General features: G+C 39.5%; 29 protein-coding genes. All 29 read right to left on the reverse strand.

What is annotated here, in order from left to right; translation table 11 throughout:
• Positions 1–11: 11 nt before the first annotated feature.
• Complete coding sequence (locus tag AB3Y88_RS03925; protein WP_228889475.1) at positions 12–374, reverse strand: DUF6711 family protein; 363 nt, start codon at positions 372–374, stop codon at positions 12–14.
• 13 nt (positions 375–387) lie between these two features.
• Positions 388–6,207: a phage tail protein gene (locus AB3Y88_RS03930; protein ID WP_367293365.1), complete on the reverse strand. Its 5,820-nt coding sequence runs from the start codon at positions 6,205–6,207 to the stop codon at positions 388–390.
• 15 nt (positions 6,208–6,222) lie between these two features.
• The gene (locus tag AB3Y88_RS03935; RefSeq protein WP_261909621.1) at positions 6,223–6,495 is read right to left on the reverse strand and encodes a hypothetical protein; all 273 of its coding nucleotides are present in this window, start codon (positions 6,493–6,495) and stop codon (positions 6,223–6,225) included.
• A gap of 89 nt (positions 6,496–6,584) precedes the next feature.
• Complete coding sequence (locus tag AB3Y88_RS03940; RefSeq protein WP_054756761.1) at positions 6,585–6,989, reverse strand: DUF6096 family protein; 405 nt, start codon at positions 6,987–6,989, stop codon at positions 6,585–6,587.
• A gap of 111 nt (positions 6,990–7,100) precedes the next feature.
• Positions 7,101–7,571: a phage tail tube protein gene (locus AB3Y88_RS03945; RefSeq protein ID WP_056961226.1), complete on the reverse strand. Its 471-nt coding sequence runs from the start codon at positions 7,569–7,571 to the stop codon at positions 7,101–7,103.
• Positions 7,572–7,598: 27 nt separating this feature from the next.
• On the reverse strand, positions 7,599–7,964 hold the full coding sequence (locus tag AB3Y88_RS03950) for a hypothetical protein (protein ID WP_056961227.1): 366 nt from the start codon (positions 7,962–7,964) through the stop codon (positions 7,599–7,601).
• Complete coding sequence (locus AB3Y88_RS03955; RefSeq protein WP_056961228.1) at positions 7,964–8,515, reverse strand: hypothetical protein; 552 nt, start codon at positions 8,513–8,515, stop codon at positions 7,964–7,966. The genes AB3Y88_RS03950 and AB3Y88_RS03955 overlap by 1 nt, the downstream gene beginning before the upstream one ends.
• A complete protein-coding gene (locus tag AB3Y88_RS03960; protein WP_056961229.1) occupies positions 8,508–8,867 on the reverse strand; it encodes a hypothetical protein in 360 nt (119 codons plus the stop codon). Before AB3Y88_RS03960 ends, AB3Y88_RS03955 begins: the two co-directional genes overlap by 8 nt.
• Positions 8,864–9,169 carry a phage head-tail connector protein gene (locus tag AB3Y88_RS03965; RefSeq protein WP_367293366.1) on the reverse strand — a complete coding sequence of 102 codons (306 nt, stop codon included), beginning with the start codon at positions 9,167–9,169 and terminating at the stop codon, positions 8,864–8,866. The genes AB3Y88_RS03960 and AB3Y88_RS03965 overlap by 4 nt, the downstream gene beginning before the upstream one ends.
• Before the next feature lie 17 nt (positions 9,170–9,186).
• Positions 9,187–10,227, reverse strand: a complete 1,041-nt coding sequence (locus AB3Y88_RS03970; protein WP_367293367.1) for a major capsid protein — start codon at positions 10,225–10,227, stop codon at positions 9,187–9,189.
• Positions 10,228–10,264: 37 nt separating this feature from the next.
• Positions 10,265–10,624, reverse strand: a complete 360-nt coding sequence (locus AB3Y88_RS03975) for a hypothetical protein (protein ID WP_054756182.1) — start codon at positions 10,622–10,624, stop codon at positions 10,265–10,267.
• A gap of 16 nt (positions 10,625–10,640) precedes the next feature.
• Positions 10,641–11,300 (reverse strand): DUF4355 domain-containing protein, encoded by a 660-nt coding sequence (locus AB3Y88_RS03980; RefSeq protein WP_228889498.1) that lies wholly within the window; start codon positions 11,298–11,300, stop codon positions 10,641–10,643.
• A 287-nt stretch (positions 11,301–11,587) separates the two neighbouring features.
• Positions 11,588–12,817 carry a minor capsid protein gene (locus AB3Y88_RS03985; RefSeq protein ID WP_228889501.1) on the reverse strand — a complete coding sequence of 410 codons (1,230 nt, stop codon included), beginning with the start codon at positions 12,815–12,817 and terminating at the stop codon, positions 11,588–11,590.
• 4 nt (positions 12,818–12,821) lie between these two features.
• Positions 12,822–13,127: a ribosomal-processing cysteine protease Prp gene (locus AB3Y88_RS03990; protein WP_228889504.1), complete on the reverse strand. Its 306-nt coding sequence runs from the start codon at positions 13,125–13,127 to the stop codon at positions 12,822–12,824.
• The gene (locus AB3Y88_RS03995) at positions 13,105–14,580 is read right to left on the reverse strand and encodes a phage portal protein (RefSeq protein WP_228889507.1); all 1,476 of its coding nucleotides are present in this window, start codon (positions 14,578–14,580) and stop codon (positions 13,105–13,107) included. The genes AB3Y88_RS03990 and AB3Y88_RS03995 overlap by 23 nt, the downstream gene beginning before the upstream one ends.
• A 21-nt stretch (positions 14,581–14,601) precedes the next feature.
• On the reverse strand, positions 14,602–15,843 hold the full coding sequence (locus AB3Y88_RS04000; protein ID WP_228889510.1) for a PBSX family phage terminase large subunit: 1,242 nt from the start codon (positions 15,841–15,843) through the stop codon (positions 14,602–14,604).
• Positions 15,833–16,756, reverse strand: coding sequence for a terminase small subunit (locus AB3Y88_RS04005; RefSeq protein WP_367293368.1), 924 nt, complete (start codon positions 16,754–16,756; stop codon positions 15,833–15,835). Before AB3Y88_RS04005 ends, AB3Y88_RS04000 begins: the two co-directional genes overlap by 11 nt.
• A 162-nt stretch (positions 16,757–16,918) precedes the next feature.
• Positions 16,919–18,118 (reverse strand): helix-turn-helix domain-containing protein, encoded by a 1,200-nt coding sequence (locus tag AB3Y88_RS04010; RefSeq protein WP_367293369.1) that lies wholly within the window; start codon positions 18,116–18,118, stop codon positions 16,919–16,921.
• Positions 18,119–18,492: 374 nt separating this feature from the next.
• A complete protein-coding gene (locus tag AB3Y88_RS04015; protein ID WP_367293370.1) occupies positions 18,493–18,909 on the reverse strand; it encodes a transcriptional regulator in 417 nt (138 codons plus the stop codon).
• A gap of 10 nt (positions 18,910–18,919) precedes the next feature.
• Complete coding sequence (locus AB3Y88_RS04020) at positions 18,920–19,435, reverse strand: hypothetical protein (RefSeq protein ID WP_367293371.1); 516 nt, start codon at positions 19,433–19,435, stop codon at positions 18,920–18,922.
• Positions 19,395–19,652 (reverse strand): DUF3310 domain-containing protein, encoded by a 258-nt coding sequence (locus AB3Y88_RS04025; RefSeq protein WP_367293372.1) that lies wholly within the window; start codon positions 19,650–19,652, stop codon positions 19,395–19,397. Before AB3Y88_RS04025 ends, AB3Y88_RS04020 begins: the two co-directional genes overlap by 41 nt.
• Positions 19,645–20,019 (reverse strand): hypothetical protein, encoded by a 375-nt coding sequence (locus AB3Y88_RS04030; RefSeq protein ID WP_261909725.1) that lies wholly within the window; start codon positions 20,017–20,019, stop codon positions 19,645–19,647. Before AB3Y88_RS04030 ends, AB3Y88_RS04025 begins: the two co-directional genes overlap by 8 nt.
• Positions 20,016–20,423, reverse strand: a complete 408-nt coding sequence (locus tag AB3Y88_RS04035; RefSeq protein WP_261909726.1) for a hypothetical protein — start codon at positions 20,421–20,423, stop codon at positions 20,016–20,018. The genes AB3Y88_RS04030 and AB3Y88_RS04035 overlap by 4 nt, the downstream gene beginning before the upstream one ends.
• Positions 20,416–20,682 carry a hypothetical protein gene (locus tag AB3Y88_RS04040; protein WP_367293373.1) on the reverse strand — a complete coding sequence of 89 codons (267 nt, stop codon included), beginning with the start codon at positions 20,680–20,682 and terminating at the stop codon, positions 20,416–20,418. The genes AB3Y88_RS04035 and AB3Y88_RS04040 overlap by 8 nt, the downstream gene beginning before the upstream one ends.
• A complete protein-coding gene (locus AB3Y88_RS04045; protein WP_367293374.1) occupies positions 20,675–21,073 on the reverse strand; it encodes a hypothetical protein in 399 nt (132 codons plus the stop codon). Before AB3Y88_RS04045 ends, AB3Y88_RS04040 begins: the two co-directional genes overlap by 8 nt.
• A gap of 1 nt (position 21,074) precedes the next feature.
• Positions 21,075–21,521 carry a DUF1064 domain-containing protein gene (locus tag AB3Y88_RS04050; protein ID WP_367293375.1) on the reverse strand — a complete coding sequence of 149 codons (447 nt, stop codon included), beginning with the start codon at positions 21,519–21,521 and terminating at the stop codon, positions 21,075–21,077.
• Positions 21,514–22,071: a hypothetical protein gene (locus AB3Y88_RS04055; RefSeq protein ID WP_367293376.1), complete on the reverse strand. Its 558-nt coding sequence runs from the start codon at positions 22,069–22,071 to the stop codon at positions 21,514–21,516. The genes AB3Y88_RS04050 and AB3Y88_RS04055 overlap by 8 nt, the downstream gene beginning before the upstream one ends.
• The gene (locus tag AB3Y88_RS04060) at positions 22,068–22,376 is read right to left on the reverse strand and encodes a hypothetical protein (RefSeq protein ID WP_367293377.1); all 309 of its coding nucleotides are present in this window, start codon (positions 22,374–22,376) and stop codon (positions 22,068–22,070) included. The genes AB3Y88_RS04055 and AB3Y88_RS04060 overlap by 4 nt, the downstream gene beginning before the upstream one ends.
• Positions 22,377–22,388: 12 nt before the next feature.
• Positions 22,389–23,138, reverse strand: a complete 750-nt coding sequence (locus AB3Y88_RS04065) for a site-specific DNA-methyltransferase (protein ID WP_367293378.1) — start codon at positions 23,136–23,138, stop codon at positions 22,389–22,391.
• Positions 23,139–23,214 lie beyond the last annotated feature (76 nt).

Genomic DNA, 23,214 nt, shown 5'->3' on the forward strand with positions numbered 1-23,214 from the left:
TCACCTCCTGACTATTGTTCAATAAAGTCCATCTGTAAGTTCTGCCACACATACTCCGATAAATCAGTATTAAATGTGTATACTGGTGTAGTTCGATCACCTACGTAAAATGTTCGTGTAGCTAATCCTCCATCTTGCGCATCTAAATAAGTGCAAGAAAAAAACTGTCCGGAGACAGCTTGCAATAATGTACTACATTCAGAAACAGTTAATGGACCCCATTTCAAAGTTAATTTTCTTTTTACAGCAACACGATCACGATGGAGCAGTCCATTCGCATCACGTGAAGCTTTTGCATCAATATCTTGTATTATACAATCAAGAGACGCAGGTGCTTTAACCTGTGCCCCTCCAATCGATAGTGAGTATGACAATCGTAACCGCCTCCTATAACTTCAGCATATTCTTACCATTCTTTTGATTGACTGCATTGATACCTTTAATAGCAGCACTGCCAAACTTCTCATCACCAACTTGCAGTGTAAGATTAAGATTAATTGGCTGCGAACTCGCTGAACTATTACTGATATTTGTCATTTGCAAACCTTGTAACAGCGCATTAACAATTGAAGAACCAAGTTCATTAATTCCGCCTCCATTAATGTTCTGAGAGCCGCTGCTTGAAGTTACACCTAGGCTGCCTAAATCCATCTGCTGCGTAAGTGCTGCTGGCATCTGTAAGCCACCACTAAATGTTTGTCCCATGAAAGCAAGTGCTTGTTTAATCAGTTCTAGTGCACGTGGAGTATTAGTTAACGGTAGAATCATTTCTGGCTTGTTTCCTTCTGCCACATGGTACATACCATCAAGGCTAACCATGCCACCATTCTCATAACCGTGACCATGACCAATCACCCCTAACATATCTGAACCATAACGATGTTTTGCGTAATTAATAGCGGCAAGAATATTATCGTAACCCTTGAAGATGTCATCATGACCAGGGAACTTGTAAGCATTGAATGTAGCGCTGATTGTTTGCAGTAAGCCCTTGGCAAGGTCCCCAGTTAAAGTATTGATGTCAGTATATCCGCCTTGAACGGCTCTTTCATTACCACCAGATTCAGTCTGAATTTGACGAATCCAAGCATTTACATACGAGTCAGTAGTTGGTAACCCATTTTCGCGTAAACCTTTTTTAACAGCACTCCGCCAACCTTCTGCACCAGCACCGTTCTGTTTTGTACTTCCACCGAACTGTTTGAGTATCTTAGATGCCCAACCAACTAAACCATCTTCGGTTTTATTTACAGCACCTTTTGTGAGTTTCTGTTGCAACTCACTTGGCTCAGAGATTTTCACAAACTTGTTAATCATATAATCAAGCATTTTTCTTGGATGAGTTATATCGTCGAGAATATTGTCAAACTCATCAACTATGCCACTGGTAAAATCTCCAATTCCACTCAAAAGACTACTGAAATCGAAACCGTCCATCAGATGATCTAATCCGCTGAAATCAAAATTGAAATCTCCAATTCCACCAGCATAATGAGGAGTCATTGCAGCAACTTGCTTAGCTGTTTCGGCGGCAGTTTTAACTTTAGTGCCTTGTGGTAATGGTAAAAGCAAGTTCCTAACATCAGGGAAAATTCCTTGTTTACCGTTTGGTAATTCGAAAGATTCACGATAACTTGGTCCCGTTTGATCATTGACCATAGCAAGTCCACCTGGATGACTATTTGTACCAGTAGCCCAATTGAACCATCCAAAATCAAAGCCGCTTTGACCTACTTTGCTCAAGACCCAATTAATACCATCTTTTATTTTATCAATAGCATTCTTTATTGGATTTTTAATGGAATTAGCCATGTCACCTATAGCACTTCTGATAGTGCTCATACCATTTCTAATACCATTAGCAACTCTACCGCCCAATGAACCAGCACTACTTACTACACTATTGAATGCATTACCGATAGTTGACTTAATGTTTTCAAAATAACCTGGAGTATTGTTCCTTAAATTATCCCATGCAGATAAAGTATTGTCTTTTGCATTACTTGCAGCAGAACTAACCTTATTCCTGATATCATTCCATATATTACCAGCAGCAGAACTGACATTAGCCCAAGAGTCACTTGTGTTTTGACGCAAGGCATTCCAAATATTCGAAGTGTTTTCCTTAGCATTGGAAGCTAATGTACTTATTCGATCTCGGACATTTGACCAAGTACTACTTGTATTGTTCCAAACATCACTCCATATACTACTTGTTTTACTTTTAATGTTGTCCCAAGCCGCAGCAGAACCGTTACGTGCATTATTTGCGCCTTCCATAACTTTTGACGCTACATAATTCCAAGCGCTGTTAGTACTTTGTTTGGCATCATTCCATGTGGATTGTAAGTCTTTACCTATTCCACTCCAAAAACTATTCCAATTTTGAGAGAAGGCTTTTTTATTTTTGTTCTTACCTTGTTCAATATTTAATTGATTCCAAAAGTCACTCCAACCACCTTGAACGTCTTTCCACCATTTATTCATGTTTGTTCCTAAGTCATACCAGAACTGTTCCCAACCTTGAGTAAATGATTTCTTGTTTTTATTTTTAGTTTGATCAGTAGTTAATCCCTGCCAAAAATCATTCCAGCCTTTTTTGGTATTATCCCAAGTTTTGTCCGCACCTTCATGCAGTTTATCCCAGTAACTATCCCAGCCTTTTTTAAAGTTAGAAAGATTCTTTTGCATTCCCGACCATAGATCGTCAACCCACTTTTTAAACTTAGGATTGTTGTCGTAAAGAAGTTTAATAGCGCCATCAATTGGATTTACAATTAGCAGGCCCACACCAACCCAATTTTTCTTAATCCAATCCATAGTAGAACTCCAAAATTTAGTCCAGCCTTTTCCGAAGTTGTCTAAACCACCTTTGACAGAAGTCCACAAATCATCGGTCCATTTTTTAAATCCTGAATTATTATCGTAAAGAAGCTTCAAACCACCAGCCACAGGATTCACTATTAGCATAGCTAAACCTGCCCAATTTTTCTTTGCAAAATCCAGTACAGCACCAAACCATTTAGTTACACTATTCCAAATGTTTTGACAAAATTCTCTAAATTTTTGATTGTGCTTGTACAACTCAACAAAACCAACAATAACTGCTGCTATCGCACCTGCAATTAGTACATAAGGTGCAGCTACCATAGCTGCACTTAATACTGCTTGACCTGCAGCAGCTAATTTAGACCAAACACTCCAATTTTTAAGACCTTTCCAAATACTTGTAAGACCTGTTGCCACTTTTCCTAGTCCAGGGATATTACCAAGACTCTTTGTGTATTCCAACGCTTTTTTCAAATCATCTAGCCCAGTGATTTTACTGAACATAGATTTTATAATACCGCTAACTCCCTTGGCATTTTGAGTAGCGACAATTATTTTACCAAGATCAGTAATTAAACCAGCATATGCTTTACTTGTGTATTTAATTGTCATCATGGCAATAAGGGTACCAATCAACCATTCCATAATAGTTTTATGGTTAGTAGCAAATTTTGCGATTCCTTCAAGTGCATTCGCTAAGGTATTGAGTGCACCTACAATTATCCCACCAGTCCATTTAGCAATTGGTTGCAAGAAATTATCCCATAGCCATTGAAAAATTGGTTTGGCTGCTTGAACAATGCTGTGTACAACTTTGAGAGCTGCCGCAAAAGCATTGAAGAACGCCGGAATTAACTGCGTGATCGTGTATTTAGCAAGTGGTAATAAGAGATTCTGGTAACCCCAATCAAGTCCATCCCATACATCCTTAACGACTGGTCGAATAGCTTTTAACAATGTATCAATCGAATTAAGTAACGGTGTAAAGTTAAGCTTAGCGGCCCATTTTGCAGTTGCTCCAGTCATATCGTTAATAACTGATAGGCAATCATTCACTATACCAAGCAGCGTCTTAAAAATTGAGGTTCCTACATTCCCCTTATTCCAAGCCTTGTCGAACTGACTAGCTAAATTACCAATCGTCTTGAAAATATTGGTAACAATTTCCAAGATGTTAGCCATGATTCGTTCACCAAGATTGTTATCATTAAACGCCGCTCTGAATGAAGTGGCAATATCATGCAAGAGTTTCAGGACACTATTAAGCGAATCGAAAATTGTCTGGATAAGCTTAGTTCCTCGACCGCCGCCACCTTCCCAAGCTTGTGAGAATGCCTTGGCGATATCACCAACAATGTTCAGCATGTCTGCCAGTAACTGCAAAATATTGGCAACTGTCTTCTCACCTGTACCGTTATCCCACACATGCATGAAGGATTTACCAACATCTTCGAGAGCGCGTTTAACTTCATTCCAAGCATACTTAGCCGCATCAACAACTTCTTTTCCTTTAGCGTCCCAAGCTTCTTTCATCGGGTCGAATAACTCACCCAAGATTTTTTTAAGATCCTTAGCAGCATCGGACGCACTATTAAACTGATTGCCTAGCGGAACATTAAAATTAACACCGTCTCCGCTACCATCTGCATCATCAGTTGATTCAAGTGGTTGCGAATCTGGTGTTTGCTGTTTATCTTGCGCATCAAACTTCTCATAAGGCTGGCTTTCGGGCTTGGTCAGACTATCATTCCCATAACTCTTATCTAAAAGATTGAGTTCATCAAAACCCATTAATGATTCAGCTAATTCTTGGTTTTTCTTCTTAGTTTCCTCATATGACTCCTGAGCCTGTTTATTTGAAGCCTTAATTTGTTCGTTAGCAGCTTGAACTTGAGCAGCTCCTTCTTTGTTTGCTGCTGTAATTTGTCGATTAGCATCACGTACTGCCTTTGACTGTGCCTCATTTTGCTTCTTAATTTCTTCATTTGCTTTTTTTACAGATTCAGAAGCCTTTTTGGAAGCAGATGAAGTATCGTTCATCGCCTTAACTTGATCGTACAAGCCCGAAGCACCACTCCGTGCAGTTGAATAATTCATGCCAAATAAAGCAGAACTGAACTGTGCGATCCAAGAAGTTGCTTTAGCAAGTGCAGACATTAAAGCATTAATTGCTGGCAGAATATAGTTATAAATTGGATAGAAAGCTGTCAGCAAATTGACCTTGATCTGATTGAGACTGTTGGAAAACTGTGTATTAGCTTTTAAAGCAGAACCAAGTCCGCTAGCTAATGACATAATACCTTGGTACATCAAACCAAAGACGATTAATTGAGCTGGCAAAAATTTCAGTTGCTGGCTAATTTCTCCAATTGCAGATCTGCATCTTCTAGCGCTGCTTGATGACTTTTCCATTGAACTGCTACTATTATTACCAAAATTCATCATTCGACTGGCAGCTTCACGCATTGAGTTTCCAAGTCGGTTAAACATTCCGCTTGAACTGTTAGCTTTACTGCCGGATGTACCTAATTCAGTGTTTAACTGTCCAACAATCGACTTTAGTTTCTCTCCACGATCAGAAACATACGCATATGACTTATTCAGGTCATCATTAGAATTGATAAGCCGATTCATCTTATCGCGAACGCTCATAATACTTTTTTCCAATGAAGTACTTTGTCTAACAAGCCGACTATTGTCACCCATGACACTTAGTGATTCTTGGACGTCCTTATAAGAACTTTGTAAAGCCGTTAATTGCCTGCGTAAGGTCTCAATCTTAACCTCATTCTGATCCATTGTTTGCGCAATGCGTTTTAATGAATCAGGTACAGCATTAAATTCACGCTGCATCGCTTGTGCTAGAGCTTTAGCTTGGTTCTGGTAACGTGTCATTTGAGCTTGTGCAGAAGCTATTTGACCGTCAAATTTAACTCCTTCAGTTCCGCTTTGTTGCGCAGTTCCCAAAGAATTCTTCTGGTTGACTAGATCTCTTGCCTTTGCTTGCGCTGCACGTGCTTGGTCCATCTTAGCGTTAATGTCTGATAACATTGCATCAAGGTCTTGTTTAACTTTAGTACGACTACCACTAAACATATTGCCAGTAGTTTGACTAACTTTAGTTGCACCAGTTGAAGCTGTATTCCGGATTTTTTCAAACATGCTGCCAAAATTTTCGTTCAACTTAGATAGCTGTTCTTGGACTTTGGTAATTCCTTTGGAAACGTCCATCGACTGTTCAGTTTTAGACATCCCAGTTTTAGCAGAATCGGCTGTTTTACCCATAAAACGGTCAATCATCGGCTGAATCTTCGCAAACTGTTCCTCCATTTGCTGGGTATTAACCTTGAACAGCATTTCCATCTCTTCTAATTCCACGTTATTGCCTCCTTCCTATGTATTTTTTCTAGAATTTCTGATTCTCTGCGCCTGTTGCATAAGCATCAGTTGATCCTTTTTCCATTGTGGTACCTGCTCAACTTGTTTAGGTTCCGACCCCTTAACAAATGGATAAGCTTCTTCTACTTTTGGCATCTTACCCGGATCATTTAACGCGTACGCCATAAGCTCCGATTGCTTATGATCCATAATGGCTCGCATTCGTAAGTCTTGAATTCTATTACGATTATTAGCCAAAGTTTGCACCATGACTTCCTCAAAATTCATCTCCCAGTATTGCTCTGCATCAATACCGGATTGAACTGCCAATGGATAAACAGCTCTCAGCAGTTCAGATACAGTTGAATAACTTTCTTTTACAGTACGCTTTCCGGATCCTTTACTCCTCCGTCCAACACTTCCAACTCCGATTTGGAATTCGTCTTCGAAACCGAATCCTTTTTGCCGAAAAAACCTGATTCCTGGAATAAATCTGTCAACACAGAGAATAATTCCATTGGTGCATGCCCTTCATCGAAGAACTTTTCAAAGGCAGTAATAATGTCATTTTCGCTGACCCCGTGAGTCTGATTTGCACCTTGCAATACAATCAGCATTTCATTAGCAGGTGGCAACTTCATGTCTCCATCTCCACTCATAAATAACGACATCATGGACTTTCCTAAACGTTTTTCAATATTAATCACGTCACGGCCACTTAACTTCAATTCAAGCTGCAGACCACCAAATTCAAACTTCTTAGTTGCTTTTTTTACTGGCATTATTAAATTCCTCCGTTTTATTTAATCGTCTCATATCCACCTTTTTAGGCTTGCTCGTCTCTTACCTAGTTAATTACTTACCCAGTTGTTGGATAATAGGTTGTCGTTCCATTATTGGCCACTACTGGCAGCTGTAAAGTCCGGTCCATCAGATACCACAATTGAAATCGTGAAGTCCAACGCACCATTAACTGCCACGTTGCCCATCTTGATCGTGTATGAACCTTCAAAGGTTGCTGTCATTCCATCTGGATAAGTAACTTTCCATTTATACTGTTTGTGATCCCCAGCATGTGTAAGCGCAGTTTTGAAGTTGTCTCCTTTATAAACAACTTGAAATGCCAATGTAGAAGTATTTTGAATACCCGGGACATTCTTTTTCTTGTCATCAGCTAAGGAGGTAACATCAATATTTTCTGGATCAGCACCGATATCGGGAATTGTTTTAATTGAGGCAACTTCAGTAAAAGTTGTTCCATTATCAGATGACATCTCCAATTTTGAACCAGTACCAGCAAGACCAGCACTAGCATCTACCGTGTCAGCAAATCGCTGCAGATTGAGCAATGTTTCATACTTCATGTATTTTTCCAATATGTTTCATCCTTTCTATTTCTGAAAAACTCTTAGTGTCTGATTATCAACTACCCCAGTGAATCGCAGAACACAACGTGTGATCCCAGCTAAGTTGTCATCACCGACATCATTAGAAAAGCCCATATCACTAAATAGCGATATGAGCTGATTGGTAATGCTGGTTAAACTACCTTGATCAATAAATAGATCAACGGTAATTGTCCATTCTGTCTGTAATTCCTGCATGTGATTATCCCTGAAATAAGCCTTGTGCTGTGCATAATAAACTGCAGCGGGATAAACCACAAACTGATCTGGATAAGTTGTCGAAACCTGTTTTATTTCAGTTACAGATTTCAGTGTCTTAAATACTTGGGATTTCACGTTGAATATTTCCATCATGATCCCCCTAACTTGTTTCTGATTGCATTATTGACTCTAGCTTTGACAATCTCAGGTGCTTCGTCCTTAACCTTGTTGATTGCCGGTGTTAAGAATTGGCGTGCCGGCTGACCATTAGTCCGATAAAATAACTTCCCATTAATTTTGATTTTTGGCATTCCATAGATTTCGTTAAGGTCAACTCCTACCTTATCCGCCGGAATAAACCAAGGCGTTTGCCTGTAAGAAGGATTAAATCCCTTCGGAAGTTCTTTTGGTGACTCTTGACCAACCTTCCCAGTCCCGAATTCTCTAAACCAAGCCACCGCATCATCGGACCAAACACGACCGACCACTTTGCCTTCTTTATCAATTACTTCATACTTCAGACTGCGTGCAAGCTCTCCATTTCCATGCTTTACACTGGATTGAAGTTCTCTAATCGCGTAACCTTGCACTTTTTCGACAACGTCAAAACTCCCATCCCAAATTGCATCATGTGCAATCTTAGGTAGCTTAGCGAGTTTAGCTTTTAAACTGTCATAACCTTTCCATTCAATCTCAGCCATTAGAATCACTGCCTTTGTTACGTTTCTCCAACGTAATATTCTTGTGGTCACTAAAGGTTTGAATGGAATTTATCAGATAATCTGGTTCCTCATCCTTAGCAACATGCAGGCAAATGCCCCAGTTTTCCTGCTGTCCTTCGTTTATCAAGTTTCCTTGGTACTTACAGGACTTGATATACTTAAGGTCTTTGCCCCAGATTTGAGCATTGACAGTACCACCAGCACTTTGGACATTCATTTTAATTGTGATTGGATCGCCCCAACCATTTTTTATGATATTACCCTCATCATCTTGACCATTAATCGGTTCACGTAAATAAATAGTGGTTAAATCTGCTGTTTTAAGTCTCATTGCAGATCAACCACCTTTGCAGTCCGATATTTATTTAACCCATGTCTGATTTCAAGCGGAATTCCAAGTTCTAAGGTGTTACTTACTCCACCCTCAGTACGTTCTGATTCGCCCTCAATCCCGTCTCGATTATAAGCAATGATTGCTAATTTCTTAGCATACACCGCCATATTCCCAACCAACTTGTCTCGGTTAGTGTAGTCGAGAATCTCAGCTACACCGTCGTTATAATAATCGGTTGCAAGGTCTGTACTGATACCTAAACGTGTAACCAATGCAGCAATCTGTTGAGCGTCATTCATCGACTACACCTCCATGCCTAAGCTAAAACTTGTGCTTGGAATACTTCATCAACTGCTGCAAAACCTGGTAATGCAGTAGCAGCTGCCTTTTCCCAAGTACCAATCGGATCCTTAGTTGTAGAGTAAATAGCAGTAAACACATTTCCAATCTGATTTGACTGCACATCAGAGTTGCTTGGTAAAGCAATCTCGTCAGGTGTTGGCCCATAAACCTTTTCACCTAACAGATCGTCATTCATCAGCACAATCCGATTTTCAGGGAAGTAGCGTTCAGAGGTAAGCTTACCGTCCTTGCCTTCCTTTTTGTACTTGTTATCGTACGTGCGGATAATTGGTAATCCCTGTGCTTGCATGAATGCATCAAAGTCTGCTTGGCTCAACGCACGTGTTGAAGTCCCATAAATACCCTGCAGCACCTTAGCGTTAGTAGTAATCAAACGGTAGACTTTCTTAGATGTCAGTGCACGCGTTGGTGTGATATCCAACGCATCAGCAAAAGTAACCAAGTCGTTCAGAATATCGACACCGTCTTTATCCCATGTCTTAGTACTTGTGAGCGTTGTTTGATGTTCTGCTGGAACTTGGTAATCCAAAGAAATATCAAGATCTTCATCGGTAATTTTACCAGTAGCCAACACATCCATAGCCATCTTCTCAACACGTGCATTGACACCTTGCACCAAAACATCGATGTCGTTAAATACACGACTCATAAGATACTGCTGCTCTTCCGGTGTTCGTGGATTCTTCAAAGCAATGAGATCTTTTTCTTTGATCTGCATCTTACGCTTAATGTACGCAAGTTCCATTGCTTTCTTTTCAGCTTGACGGCTGCCAATCTCAGCTTCGGCATCAAATGCAGACAGTGAAGCAATAATCGGTGTGCGTGTCCCGCCGCTCAACTGATCTAATTCAAGTGATTGTGTCCGGCGTGCTGGGAATAACGTATCACCCAACATTACTGGATAATCACGATTCCGGGTGTAATCTAAGATTTCTCGTTGCGAGAAAAGTTCTGCAATATCTGCAAAACGTTGTAAATCAATTAATTTTGGCATTAACAGTTCCTCCTAATTTGTGATTTGAACAAAAATACTAGCCTTGACCGCCTTGTGCGGCAGTTAAAGCATCAATATCCTTGAAATGAATTGTGGTCATTGCCTTAATTGCATCCGCAGACGGAGCAACTGGCAAGCGTTGACCAAGTACCCAACCTTCCTGAATGACTGCCACAGGCTGTTTGCCATTAGTTACATCAACCTCGTTGTAAGTTACCCCAATTGCCTTAGCATCGTTTGTTGGATATACGGTACCGGCTGGAATGATCTTGTGACCAAGATCATCAGTCTGTACATTGTAGTTGGTGTTATCCACTGTCTGTGGAAATGGAACTAATGATACTTCTGAAGCTAAGAAATTGATCTGGTTAACTACTGTTTTCCCTTTTACATACATTGAAATTCCTCCTTATTTATTTGACTGTGTCCCAAATACTCTTTGCAGCACCCTTACTCTGCTTGTTTCGCTCTTGAGCAAAGGTTTCACCGGTAGACTTCGAACCGCCACTACCGGCACCAGGTGTTTTAGATGAATCAGCCAGTGCCTTATCAACGCCTTGCTTGAGTGCCTCACGGAATCCCTCGGTAATTTCTTTGTAAGTTGCTTCAAGATTATCTGTGTCAGCAAACGCCGGTGCGAAAGCCTTAGCCAAGCTAACTGGTAAGCCATCCTCAGCGAGTTTATTCGTGATGTTGGCACGATTTTCTTTGACGGTAACTTCCTGCTCACGTTGATTGAGCTTTTCTTGCTTCTGATTGAAGTCATACTCAGCTTTTTCAGCGTCAGTCATCTTGTCGTAGGACTTCTTTTCCTTAGACTCTTTCTCCCATTTGGCTTTCAAATTCTCTGCAGCCTTTTCAAACCGCTTGTCATAAGCAGAATCAAACCAGCTATTGAATTCATCCTCAGTTTTGAATGCCTTGAACGGCTTATCTTCTTTACCTTCACCGGTACCAGTTCCTTCACCTGAACCTTCACCCTCGCCTGAGCCAGAACCTTCACCACTTCCTTCTCCGCCTTCAGCGAAACGTTGCAGATTCAATAAAGTGCTGTAAAATCGTATCTTTTCCATTGTGACTCCTCCTTAGCCCATGCACATTTAATTCACTCCACGAAAAATAGCACCCCACACACGGCAAATGCCCCATGTACAGTGCTATCAATCATTATGTAGAGTAGTTAAACCCACACACGCTATTTAATTTGCCTAGTTTAGTGACATTCGACAGGTCAAAATTTAGATTGTATATCCAAATTCTTTTTTTATCATATCTCGTAAATCTTTTCTTCTTTTCACAAGTCGTTTTTTAGCTTCGGAAGTGTCAGGCTCATTGTGAACTCCACCATTTTCTTTCATCCTTAAATATTCATCATAAAACTGTCTAAGAACACTATTGCATCAATGATTGTTGGCATTATTTTCTCTTTCATTGTTAATGATTTTCTCCCAGTCATGATAAGTTTTGCTCTGGTCAAGCTTAAATCTCTTTCCCGTTTTAGGATTATTAGCCGTGCGTGCACCAGAATACGGGCTATTCTGAAAATGAATGACACACACGGTTCTACAAAAGGGTGTAACGGCGGCATTGTCTTGCCTACTTCTGCGTCCTTAACCTTGAACACTTTACCGTCCATGTGCCTACATATCTGAGACGTACGCTTATCCAGGACTGCAACTAGTTGGTACTCCTCTACGCCACGTTCTTTCCAGCTATCAAGCTTTATCTTGTTATGGAAATAGTTAGCCTCAGTTCTGATCAGACGTTTTGCATTGTAGATACCGGCACCAAACTCTTTCTCAATTTCTTGCGCCATCTCACGCTCAGACATTCCGGACATCTGTTGGGCGGTAAACAACTCCTGCAACCTATCTGCTAATTTATCGGTATTGTTCCAAATACGCTGTGAGTAATTTTTACCGTGCCATCGTTCACTTAACGCCTGCTTAACGTAACGAGTGGAGAGTTGCCTGAACTCAGTAACCTTCTTCTCTGGTACTGCATTAACCGTTGTGATCTCGTTACCAGTTTCAGGATCAGCAATTCTAATTTGACGTTTTGTTTTGTCTAACTCAGCCACATAACCTTTTTCGTAAAGCTGCACATCTTTGGTAACATCACCAATAATCTTTTCTGCAGCAGCTTGATTCCATGCGTCTTGAATTACTTTGGTGTACAGTCCAGTTGAATGTTCAATCTCAACACTAGCTGCTTGTTTAACCGCAATGTAGGACTTAGCCTGTAACTCTTCTAAGCGAGTGATTCGTCCTTTAGCCGCCAAAGCTGATAAGTAATCTGTAACCTGTTTCTTAGACTCAGCGTCTGTAACATTCTTAGCTAACGCACGCAAAGTTACAAGCTCGGTAGGGCTAACAGCCGTGTTCATGATTTCTTCTGCCTGTACGGCCGTGTAATTACCACTGTAAAAGTATCTTTTGTAAATATCATTGACCTGGTCACCCAAATATCTCTGTGCACGTAAATAAGCACGCGTTATGATATCAACTTTGTCGTTTGCATCATCGTGTGCTTTTTGTTCATTTCTAACAGCTCGTAGCTCCCAGTAGGTTAACTTATCTTTATCAGCCATATCATCAGACCTTTGTAGTGAATGAAAGATTATCTGGATATTGATTAGCAATTGTTGCTAAAGTGTTGCCTAGCGCTCTCAGTAGCCGTTTATCTCCCTCATCAATGTTCAAGACATCGGCTTTATAACTGACCCCATCATCATTAATACGACAAGAGGTTAAATTTTGTGTGGTATGTTCCAATAAAACTGAAACAGCAGCGCACACGATGTCTTTACCAGGTAGATCAAAGCCTGCATGGCCACTTGCTCTAATTGAGACCTGACGTTCATCAAAGCGGCGTGTTTCAATCATTTGAACTTTGATCATCTTTCTTCCCTCCCTTGTCGTCTTGATTAAACTCCTCATCGTCAATATTCTTGCCAGTATCATCTGTTAGAGCTTTTTGACTGTCCTTAATATCTTGAGCCTTTTGTTGTTTCATCTGATCTGCTACTTCTTCCGGATCGTCAACGTCAGGCAACCACCCATAGGTAATGGTTCGCGGAATAATTCCGTCAGCATTCTTCATGTTGGTAATAATATCTGATAAGTTAACCGGAATATTTGGTGTGAAGGTAATCTTGCAACCAGAAGCATCAACGCCTTGTCCTTTTTTATTCAGGATGTTCTGCATTAAAGCTAAACGTCTGCGAAGACCTTTAACCAGGTATCTCGTTTTGGTAGACAGCAGATTTAGCAAACCAAACAGCTTGTATTTCATTGCTTCTCCTGAGACATTGCCCATGAAGTTCTCATCGTTCATGTTAGGAACATAAGAAATCTTGTGAATGTCATTCTCGATTGACTTGGCTAACAATTCAACCTGTGTTTCGTCTAACTGCTTAGTGAGCCATTCAACAGATGCACCATCTTCACCTTTGCCTGGTGCCCCGTCAATAAAGCCGTTCTTAAGTTTACTCTTGCTTTCTTCCTCATCGTCACCCATTAAGCTGAATCCATACACAATCAGTAAAGCGTCAATAAAGTCTTGCTTATCAGTAATCCGATCAGACTGTAACGTGTTGTAGGCATCAATCAGTGACTTGCATTGTTCAAAATCGCCTTGTCGCTCTTCGTTGTTTCTGAACTCAACTACCGGCACATCACCAAAGTAATGCGGTGTTACTTTCCTGCTGTCGATATTGCTATCATCCAAGTTGTAACCGAATCTTGTGCGATAAGAAATTAGCTGTGTCTTGGTGTACACATCGAGCAAATAGCCGTTAGCTGTTCCGTCTAGATCGAATTTTTCTTGAATGTGGATCGCAAACAACGGATTATGTTCGACCGTATCATCGGTACACATTACAATCCCTCGTGGATCGATACATTCAATCCGTTCCTCTGTAATCGGTTGTTTCTGCTTATCATCTGCAAACCCTGTCGTTTTGAGGTAATGAACTTCAAAGCCGACACCGAACACGCTCAAATCCTTTTCAAGCTCTGCATCGTGTGTCTGAACATCCATCTTATTGAATTCATCAGTAATCGGATCAATGTTCTTACCTTTTTCAGCTGTGTACGCAATCGGATTACCAGTGGTAAAGCCAACGTTCATATCAGTGATGTACTTGGCGTGATTGACGACTACCTTGTTATTGCTACTGTACTGATTATTTGCCATTGAATGATGCAATATCTCATGTTTGCCATCGTAATAATCCGATAGCATCTGCAGTCGGTACTTTTCTTTATTGTGTTGCTGAACTACATAATTTAAAACTTTGTAGTTAGGATCGTTGGGATCCTGTAGTAACTCTGCATCAATCGGAACTCCCATGTTCTCATCTCCAATCTATCGTTAATTTCTATAAAAGAAGCTCGGCTTTTTTGTGACCTTAGCTTTGATTCGTTCATGTGTGTTGTAAATTGCATAACGAACAGCATCCATCACATCATCATTTTCTTTAACTGGAAGTCCACTCTTTTCATCCCATACATATTGATAAATTTCATCGAGAAAACTTTCGATTGATTCTTCTACAACAAAAAAGTGACCGGTTTTTATTAACTTGGCCACTGATTCAATACCTGAAATAACACTCTTCTTTGCGTTGAAACAATCTATAAATTCTCTTTTAAATCTCGCAACATGTTCTGGTCGGGCTGAGTCAGCCCAAAACTTAACTCGTTTTCCATACCTCTTCTGAATGTCTTTTGCCACACTCACCCAGTAATCAATTTCTTTGTACTGCTTCGTATGTTCCTCTATTAGGTAAGTATTACCATCCTTATCATCACCAAGAACAACAATTGTGCCCTTATGTTCATAGCCCCAATCGACACCAACGTAATACTTGAGATCATTTGGAAGTTTATCTCGTGGAATAATCATCGTGTCCTTGTTAAAGTCTTGATACACCATTCCATCACCAGACACCCACAAGCCTAAAATACTGCGATCATAGAACATTCCTGTGGGAGTTCCAGCTTTCATATTCTGAACATATTTAGCATCCAAAAACTTATTATCATCAATCGTAAAATGAAAGCTTACTACACCAGCTTTAGGATCTTGGTTATCAATGTAATCTTTCTTGAGGTAATGAGTTGGCACATCAGGATTAGTATCACAAATGATCCGTGCATCTCTAGCAGAACAGCGATTAAGAATTTCATTAAATACTTCTTCGTTAGCAAGGGATGCTTCATTTACATATGCACCAAAACTTGTCATACCACGAATAGCACCAAGGCCGGCAATCGAACCAGTAAATGTCTGTACTACTTTAACTCCAAATAAAACAAATGATCCATGCTTATCGAACTTAAACTCAATACCATACTTATTCGATATTTCCTGCAGCACATTATTTTGCAATGATTTACTAGAATAACCAGCCAAAATATACATCGGCTCATCTACATCTAACTTGTCTGCTAACATACGCACTCGGCGTAACTCCATCAGAAAGATATCATTATCAATAACTGTCTTGCCAGAACGCACAGCTCCATAATTAATCAGCAAACGCCAATCATGACGGTGAAGCACTGTCCTCATCACATCTACTTGTTTAGGTGAATACAAATCAGTTATCATTGTTATCATTTCCTTCGATTGCTTCGTCTATCTTATCCAACAACTTAGACACTTTAGTCTCAGTATCATCGCCTTTATCATTTAGAATGCGTGCCTTAGCTTCTGCAATATCCGCTTCGGCTTTCAGCTTACGTGTTTTATGCTTATTTAAATCATCTGTTGCAGGTAATCGTTCAAGCAGTTCTTTCATAGCTTTTTGTTTGTCGTACATCTCAACAACCGCTTCGCCTTTATCAATCCGGATTGACTTGATATTGGAGGTATCAACGTTCTTGCTATCACGTAATTTAACGACCTGCTCAAAGTAAAAAGCCTGCTCCCCAGTATCTGGATCAATGACAGGAACATAATCATAGGGATTACTTTTCGGACCATACTTACCATTCTTTGAATAGTCCTTCTGCCACTTCAATCGCTTAACCGTCTCGAACTCCACAACATCCGTAACGTCCGCTGTAGCCTGCTTTAGGTAGCCTTGCAGAATATCATTTGCATCAACATAAAGCTCTTGTGACTGCTGTTTCTTTAATTCTTTGAGCATTAATTTAATACTATCTTTTACTAACAAGGATGGTCCTTTAGCATTGGCCACCTCATAACTACACTCATAAGCTTGCTGGTACGCCCACGTTGCATTAAATCTTTGCAAATAAAAAAGACAGAAACGTTTTTGCTTTTCTGTCAGTTCATCATTCTCTGTTATTTTTTCAACTGCAACCTTTGTAATTTTGTGTGCACCCTTTTTTGTTTTTGTGTGCATACTTTTTTTAGTGGGTGCACCTCTTTGCCACCCATATCTATTCTTCCAACTTTTAACGGTGTTGATAGACACTTCATACTTGGTAGCAATGTCTTTATACTTCATTCCTGCTAAATAATCCTTCTTAGCTTGCTCTTGCTCTTGCTCTGTCATGTCATATCACCACCACCTATCTTTGCTTTAACAATCTCACCAATCGTCACTTTAAATTCATCACACTTCAATTCTCTATCTAACTCACGCAGTAGTTACAGTTCTTCCCTGCTGCTAACTAGTCCGTACTCACTGTCTTTTTTCATCTCATATAATCACTCCTTATATCTCGTATGTCGCTTTCAGCTTATCAATCCCATACTCAAATAACTGTAGCTTATGTGTAGCCATCGTATATCCATTTGCTTTCTCATATGGGTCATTTAGTTTAGGCGTGCCAATTTGACGTGTGACAACTCCATAATCATCATTGGTTACTTCTTTGTGGAAATGTCCGTAATGTATTTCCCTGTAATTACTCTGTGACCAAATAAACGGATATTCTGTCGCAAACAGCATTGGAAACTTCTTTTGTGCTTTGTCGCCATGTGCAAGCATGATACCAACCTTGTCAATCTGATATGCTTGTCGATATTCATTAGTATTGTGTATAGTTGCTTGCGGAAAACGATCTGCTAAAGCGTCTGTAAACATATACACCATATCTTCATCATGGTTACCGCCTACTGAATAAACATCAACCTTTGGTGCATTTGCTAAAGCACACTTAAGAATTTCATCATAGAATCGCTTAGCGTCCTTTATTGCATTGACCATATCAACGTGGTCTAATTGCGTGCCCTTGACTGTCTGTGTTTTGTTCATGAAATCTGAATGAAAGAGGTCTCCGCCTTGTTCAACAACAATATGTTTAAAGCCACGACTCATGATTTCTTCAATCTCTGCCAACTGCTCTCTGTATAGATCAAACGTCATAATGCCCATATGAAGGTCAAAAAGCGGAACGACTAAACTATGTCGTCCCTCTCTGATTAAATTAACTTGCAATGGTTCAATCTTGCTATTAAATATATCCACATACTCATTAGCAGATAATTCATTCTTAGGCTTGATTGATATTTTAGTCTGAAATAACGTTGCTTCGGGAGTTTGCTTCCAAAAGTTAGATATTGCATTAGCTAAAATAAATTTGTCAGGGTCATATCCATGAGCTTTTAGTAAGTCTTCATCACTCATCTTCTGACCTTTAATGACTTTGATTATTGTTTCAGAGGTTTGCACACCATCTGCATTCCATGATTGAGTCTGTTTCTTAGTACGTGATGATACAGACTTAGGCTTGCGACCATGATTTTCAAACGGTATTCCATTTTCGTACGCTTTCTGTCTCAGATATCTAGCGCTTGTATCGCTACCGAAATACTTATTAAACACTTTGATTGCTTTTTCAGAACTTAGCCCTTTTTCTTGCAACTCTTTAATGTACTGAATATGTTCTTTGTTCCACTTCGTCTGTACCACCACCTTAAATTAAAAAGAACCATCAACTATTTGTTGACAGTTCAATTGCTATAACGCTCTATCCATTTGTAACAAGTAGGAAAAGCTTGGCAGACTTTTCTGCGTATACTAGTTGCTACTGGATTAGGTTTATTTATGTAAAACAGCCTCCCGACTGCCAAGCTTGTAACATAGCTACACGGTAGTTTTAAGTGATTACTACAAACACTACGCAATGTGATGGAATCGAACCATCATACGCCGACCATTGCTACCAAATTTAGAAATTAATTAAAAATGAGAAAACCATCATAGGTTGTCGGTCACTATCAACTTTCCGACAATACCATTTTATCAATATTACAATGGCAAAAACACGCACGTTTCACGCATGCTCAAATCAGTCCTCGTTCCTCTGCAACTAATTCAAAAAATTTATTTCGTTTACGTCTTACTTGGCTAGTTGAAATATGTGCCATTTGAGCTACGCCTTCTGTATTGTAAATTCCATTCTCTCGAAGATACAGCTCATAAATTATATCTCTCGTGATGTCGCTAGACCTTTGCAGTGCTCTGCCTACAGCCTGCTGATTTCTTTTAATATTCTCAATGCGTCTATCTGTCGCCAATGTAATAGCCATTTGAGCTACGCCTTCGTCTTTCTTGTTTTCCGCTCGGCCACCGCCAACATTTTCATCTTGAAACTCTTGATATTTATACATCAGCTCTTGCTCGCGTCGACGAACATATTCCTCTGCCGACGGATAATCTCTGATCATATCTGCAATATAATTAAAAGTTGTCCTTTTCACGCTTACACCTCTATTTAGCTTTTATTCGCTGTGCACTGTAGTCACGTTCGCCTAAGAAATCTTGCATTCTCATGATTTTGTAGCCCTTATAGTTCCCAAATAAAACTGCATGCTGCATTGTTCCATTCGCCACTCCAAAAAACTTCGCTAGTGCTTTATTGCCGCCATATATAGTCTGAACATATCCGCTTTGGTTATTTTTGATTACATAGGCATGGCTCTTTTCTACATAATCATAATAAAGATCTCTGAGCCCAAAGTTCTCTATATAGTCCATAACCTTCTTGCGTTCAATATCAAACTTTTCCGCCATTCCTCTAATAGAATTGAAGTTTCTGATCTCGTCAGCAAAGTTTTGCTTACTAATGCCAAGCTTTTCTGTTGTTTCAGCAAACTGTTTCTCCTTACTAGAATAGCTCATTAAAATTCTTAGCTTAGCCAGTCTTTCATCGGTGGGCTTAATACTGTTCCAGCCACGCTCCCGGTCAATCTGATGTATTATTTCGTATGCTTCCTCGCTTATCATTTTTATTTGCCTCCTCGAACTCCACTAGCCGTTCAACATAAGTCTTGGCTTTTCCTAAGTCTTCAATACCATTCTTGCCCTCATGTCGGACTACGTATTTGATCACATTCAGCACATAAAATCCGATTACCCACGGCTTAGGCAAGAATGTTTCAAAGAACCAGAACAAGTCATGACCATTTTTACCCTTGTAATAATCTGGTCGTAATTTACTCATCATTCAGCCTTCTTCCACATTTTGGACAATATTTCCAACCATAAAATCCCAATGGAACTCCTGTTAACTTATCGCCCCATTTCAATTCCAAATACTCTTTAGCCGCATCACCTTGATAATCTTTTTCCAATTCAGAAAAATTTACTTTTAAGTCAGGTTTATTTTTATAATAATTCCAAGCTTGGATTAAGTACTTAAAAGGGGAATGACAGTATTCGCACTTTGATTGTTCCTCAGTGGGTGCTGCTAAAACATCCAAAATATCTAATAAACAAATATTTCTATGTTGGTCTTCAAGCGTGCTTCCTTTGGGAAAAAATAATTTATCTCCTTCAAACATCTTTAAAAGTTCTTCCCTAGTCTTCATTCCTTTACCCCCTTAGTTTCTGGAAACCAATCAAGAACATCATAAATAAAAGTCTCACAACGTACTTTATTAAATCTGTAGTAGACTTCACCAGCTCCATAAGGTCTCTCAACAACTAATTGAGAGCTTCTTAGACTCGTTGATAGGGTTAGCCCTCCTTCACTATCCAGCTTTCTGTCATAGTAGGCATAGTAATCAGACGAGTCCGACCATGCCATTTTTGGAGTAAAGTTCTTCCAAGTTCTTTTAGCTACTTTATAAATAAATTGCAAGATATCTGTATTTTCTAAATCAAAAGTAATTTTTTCTGTATTTTCAGTACTTACAAGTTCAATATTTGTTCTATTCCCCACCACAAGTATTTGCTTACCATATTTATCAGTAAATGCATTGCTTTCAATCATTTAATTTAACCCCCTCAAATTCACCATTACCTTTGTCAATCAGCAACTGCTGCATTAACCGGTCTGTCCCATTGGGCAACTCGCTTATCCTGAACAACGCCTTGATTTCTGGTGATGGCTCAAATCCATTCCGTTTGCATCTCACATACTTAGTGATTAGCTTTGCAACTATCTCAGTTACTGAATTGGCATCCTTCATACTTCTTCTGACGTAGTGTTCTATAGTTTCCTTATCCTGTATAAATTGTCTATCAATCATGACTATCCTCCAACAATTCTTGATTATTGTGAATGTTGCCAACAACCTTAATTGTTTCCGGGTGTAACCACATGTTTATTAAGTCTCCTGAATTATGCCTAAATTTTGTCAGTTTTTCTTCAAACACATACCCGTGAAATTCGTCTACATTTTCTAACATATCTACAAAGAATATGAAATCTTTAGGATGTTGATTAGACGCATCAACTGCTATATCCCAAACGTTTTTCTGTTCTTGCGTCAATTCAACAATTGGTGCATATTTTTTACGCAGTTCTTCAAAAACATAAATCAAATCAGACTGAAGAATTTCTGAGTCACTAGCTTCATCAGGAATTTCAAACGGAAACGAATCCTCATCAATTTTTTTCCACGCTTCATCAAATGTCATTTTATCCTCCAATCAGATCAAACACTGTATAATCAAAATTGCTAAACTTTCTAACTTCAAATGGCGTTGTCAGCCCCAGAATCTTCATTCTGAACGTCTTAGTTGCTGGAACGATAACTTCTACCGGTTTACCGTATCTCCTCGCAAACAGCTCAAATCGAAGCCGTATGCCACTGTTGATTGCTGACGATGAGAAACCCGTCTTTATGTCTAATATATGAATCGCATTTCCGTCTACGTCATAAATCACGAAATCCGGCGTGTAACTGGCTCCGAACATATTCATACCGCCTACAGCAAATTTATCAAACAGCGGATATTTCTTGTGGTACTCAAACCTGTGCTTGCCTTTCACGAAATTGGCGTAAAACTGCATTTCACGTTTGCTGTCGAATTTTATGCCATCCATAACTGGCTTAGTCGCAAAGTGTGTGCCTACCCTATTCATCCTTTTCACTTGCTTCGTACCATTTAGCTTGCAAGCCTTGAACGCCCAGCTTCTTTTCTGCTTCTTTCACTTCATCAAGTGTTAATTTGAAATCATCAGAATCATAAGCAAAGCCAAATACTTTTTCTTGATCTTGATCTTGTGCAAAATATAGACATTCCTCGCCAACTTTGACCGTGTGCTTTTCTGGTTGAGCAGTTTCAACTAAGGAATAACTAAACATCGCATTTGAAAATGTTCTTTGATTTTGTGCTTGCTCCATTCCCGTTTCACAACAGAACAAAAAATGATATAGATTAGGAAAATTGCGTGGATTTCTATATATTCTAGTCATTGCACTATAAAGAATGAAGCATGAATTATAGATGCTATCAAACTCTTTTTTAATTTCAGGTGTAAACTTTATTTTTTCTTCTTTAGGCTGAAAATCTTCCAACTTGCCTAAAATATTTGGTCCTTCTAATGGTGACTCTTTAAGCACAGTGAAACCTTCTTCACCATAATCCACAGTGCATAGAATTAAAACCTTGTCGTTTTTCTTATACTTCATTTTGTTACCTCCACTTTTCCTTTTGCATACTCGAACATGTCTGTCAGCACTTCCACAACGTCTGCCGTTCTAATCGGCGTAACCTTATCCACCTTGCGATACTCCTCATGCTTGCTGAATACCTCGTACATATTGAGCTTGTTTCCTAGCAAACTTGCTATTGGCATGCAATCATTGACAATGTCGATTGTCTTGTCATATACAACCGCGTCCACATTCAAAAAAGTTGTGCCGTTGCCAACGTCCTGCCGCTTAACAATGAATCCTGCTTTTTCTGCTTTGGCTGCTATCTCGTCTAATTTCATGCTCGCGCCTCCTTAAATTGACAGTAATGATAATTCTGTAGTTTTTAACATTTTTTCTTGAGCCAATTTGCACATATCCTTTTTAATTTCAAAACCGTATGCGCTACGGTTAAGCTCTGCTGCTGCCCTAAGTGTTGAACCGCTGCCAGCCACAGGGTCGATTACCGTATCGCCTTTATCCGTAAAAATTTCAATCAGTCGCTTTAAAACAGGCATTGGTTTCTGAGTGGGGTGAATTTTAGGATAGCTGTTGTCATTTACCCAGTTAAACCAGTTAAAAATCATGCGCCCGTCATTATTAAACTTTGGTAATTTATCACGATAAAGAACTAGCCCATATTCTGTAGCTCCCACGATTTTCATATTGGCTTTTAGCACCTGTGCTGAACTATTTTTTATAAACACAAGTGGGATACTATGCTTGAACCCATATCTTTCTGCGTAGTCAATCACCATTTGCATTTGCTGAAAAGCACAGAAGACAACCATTGCCGGCGCTTTACCAGTTTGCCTAGGCTCTTTAATTAGCATGTGTGAGCAAAAATGCATGAACTCAGCAACTCTAAAATCAACATCAGTGTCAAAAAATGTTTTCCCCGCCTTATCTGATTGGCCATTTCTATCATCTCCGCCTTTGTACCACAAAGGGTTAGAGGCATAGGCATTATCAGCCAAGTTATAAGGTATATCCGCAATCACTAACTGTGCTTTAGGAATCGCATATCGCTTGTAATTTTGAAAATGGTCATTAATTAATTGCAATTTTGCTTTTCGCTCGTGTTCCACTTTCGTGCCTCCTTATCAATTCGTCTACCGCTCCGCACACAATGCACGGTCT

It is taken from the genome of Liquorilactobacillus satsumensis (assembly GCF_964065465.1).
Taxonomy (GTDB): domain Bacteria; phylum Bacillota; class Bacilli; order Lactobacillales; family Lactobacillaceae; genus Liquorilactobacillus; species Liquorilactobacillus satsumensis.

What these genes read in the sequence shown, in the direction of transcription:
- AB3Y88_RS03995 (WP_228889507.1), bottom strand. Translation starts at nt 14,580, where the DNA reads ATGGGAGTTCCGATTGATGCAGAGTTACTACAGGATCCCAACGATCCT.
- AB3Y88_RS03950 (WP_056961227.1), bottom strand. Translation starts at nt 7,964, where the DNA reads ATGGAAATATTCAACGTGAAATCCCAAGTATTTAAGACACTGAAATCT.
- AB3Y88_RS04040 (WP_367293373.1), bottom strand. Translation starts at nt 20,682, where the DNA reads ATGATTGATAGACAATTTATACAGGATAAGGAAACTATAGAACACTAC.
- AB3Y88_RS03935 (WP_261909621.1), bottom strand. Translation starts at nt 6,495, where the DNA reads ATGAATTTTGAGGAAGTCATGGTGCAAACTTTGGCTAATAATCGTAAT.
- AB3Y88_RS03945 (WP_056961226.1), bottom strand. Translation starts at nt 7,571, where the DNA reads ATGAAGTATGAAACATTGCTCAATCTGCAGCGATTTGCTGACACGGTA.
- AB3Y88_RS03985 (WP_228889501.1), bottom strand. Translation starts at nt 12,817, where the DNA reads ATGGCTGATAAAGATAAGTTAACCTACTGGGAGCTACGAGCTGTTAGA.
- AB3Y88_RS03970 (WP_367293367.1), bottom strand. Translation starts at nt 10,227, where the DNA reads ATGCCAAAATTAATTGATTTACAACGTTTTGCAGATATTGCAGAACTT.
- AB3Y88_RS03990 (WP_228889504.1), bottom strand. Translation starts at nt 13,127, where the DNA reads ATGATCAAAGTTCAAATGATTGAAACACGCCGCTTTGATGAACGTCAG.
- AB3Y88_RS04045 (WP_367293374.1), bottom strand. Translation starts at nt 21,073, where the DNA reads ATGACATTTGATGAAGCGTGGAAAAAAATTGATGAGGATTCGTTTCCG.
- AB3Y88_RS04030 (WP_261909725.1), bottom strand. Translation starts at nt 20,019, where the DNA reads ATGAAGACTAGGGAAGAACTTTTAAAGATGTTTGAAGGAGATAAATTA.
- AB3Y88_RS04005 (WP_367293368.1), bottom strand. Translation starts at nt 16,756, where the DNA reads ATGACAGAGCAAGAGCAAGAGCAAGCTAAGAAGGATTATTTAGCAGGA.
- AB3Y88_RS04050 (WP_367293375.1), bottom strand. Translation starts at nt 21,521, where the DNA reads ATGAATAGGGTAGGCACACACTTTGCGACTAAGCCAGTTATGGATGGC.
- AB3Y88_RS04035 (WP_261909726.1), bottom strand. Translation starts at nt 20,423, where the DNA reads ATGATTGAAAGCAATGCATTTACTGATAAATATGGTAAGCAAATACTT.
- AB3Y88_RS04025 (WP_367293372.1), bottom strand. Translation starts at nt 19,652, where the DNA reads ATGAGTAAATTACGACCAGATTATTACAAGGGTAAAAATGGTCATGAC.
- AB3Y88_RS03940 (WP_054756761.1), bottom strand. Translation starts at nt 6,989, where the DNA reads ATGCCAGTAAAAAAAGCAACTAAGAAGTTTGAATTTGGTGGTCTGCAG.
- AB3Y88_RS03955 (WP_056961228.1), bottom strand. Translation starts at nt 8,515, where the DNA reads ATGGCTGAGATTGAATGGAAAGGTTATGACAGTTTAAAAGCTAAACTC.
- AB3Y88_RS04060 (WP_367293377.1), bottom strand. Translation starts at nt 22,376, where the DNA reads ATGAAATTAGACGAGATAGCAGCCAAAGCAGAAAAAGCAGGATTCATT.
- AB3Y88_RS03965 (WP_367293366.1), bottom strand. Translation starts at nt 9,169, where the DNA reads ATGAATGACGCTCAACAGATTGCTGCATTGGTTACACGTTTAGGTATC.
- AB3Y88_RS03975 (WP_054756182.1), bottom strand. Translation starts at nt 10,624, where the DNA reads ATGTATGTAAAAGGGAAAACAGTAGTTAACCAGATCAATTTCTTAGCT.
- AB3Y88_RS04020 (WP_367293371.1), bottom strand. Translation starts at nt 19,435, where the DNA reads ATGATAAGCGAGGAAGCATACGAAATAATACATCAGATTGACCGGGAG.
- AB3Y88_RS04055 (WP_367293376.1), bottom strand. Translation starts at nt 22,071, where the DNA reads ATGAAGTATAAGAAAAACGACAAGGTTTTAATTCTATGCACTGTGGAT.
- AB3Y88_RS04000 (WP_228889510.1), bottom strand. Translation starts at nt 15,843, where the DNA reads ATGATAACTGATTTGTATTCACCTAAACAAGTAGATGTGATGAGGACA.
- AB3Y88_RS03960 (WP_056961229.1), bottom strand. Translation starts at nt 8,867, where the DNA reads ATGAGACTTAAAACAGCAGATTTAACCACTATTTATTTACGTGAACCG.
- AB3Y88_RS03980 (WP_228889498.1), bottom strand. Translation starts at nt 11,300, where the DNA reads ATGGAAAAGATACGATTTTACAGCACTTTATTGAATCTGCAACGTTTC.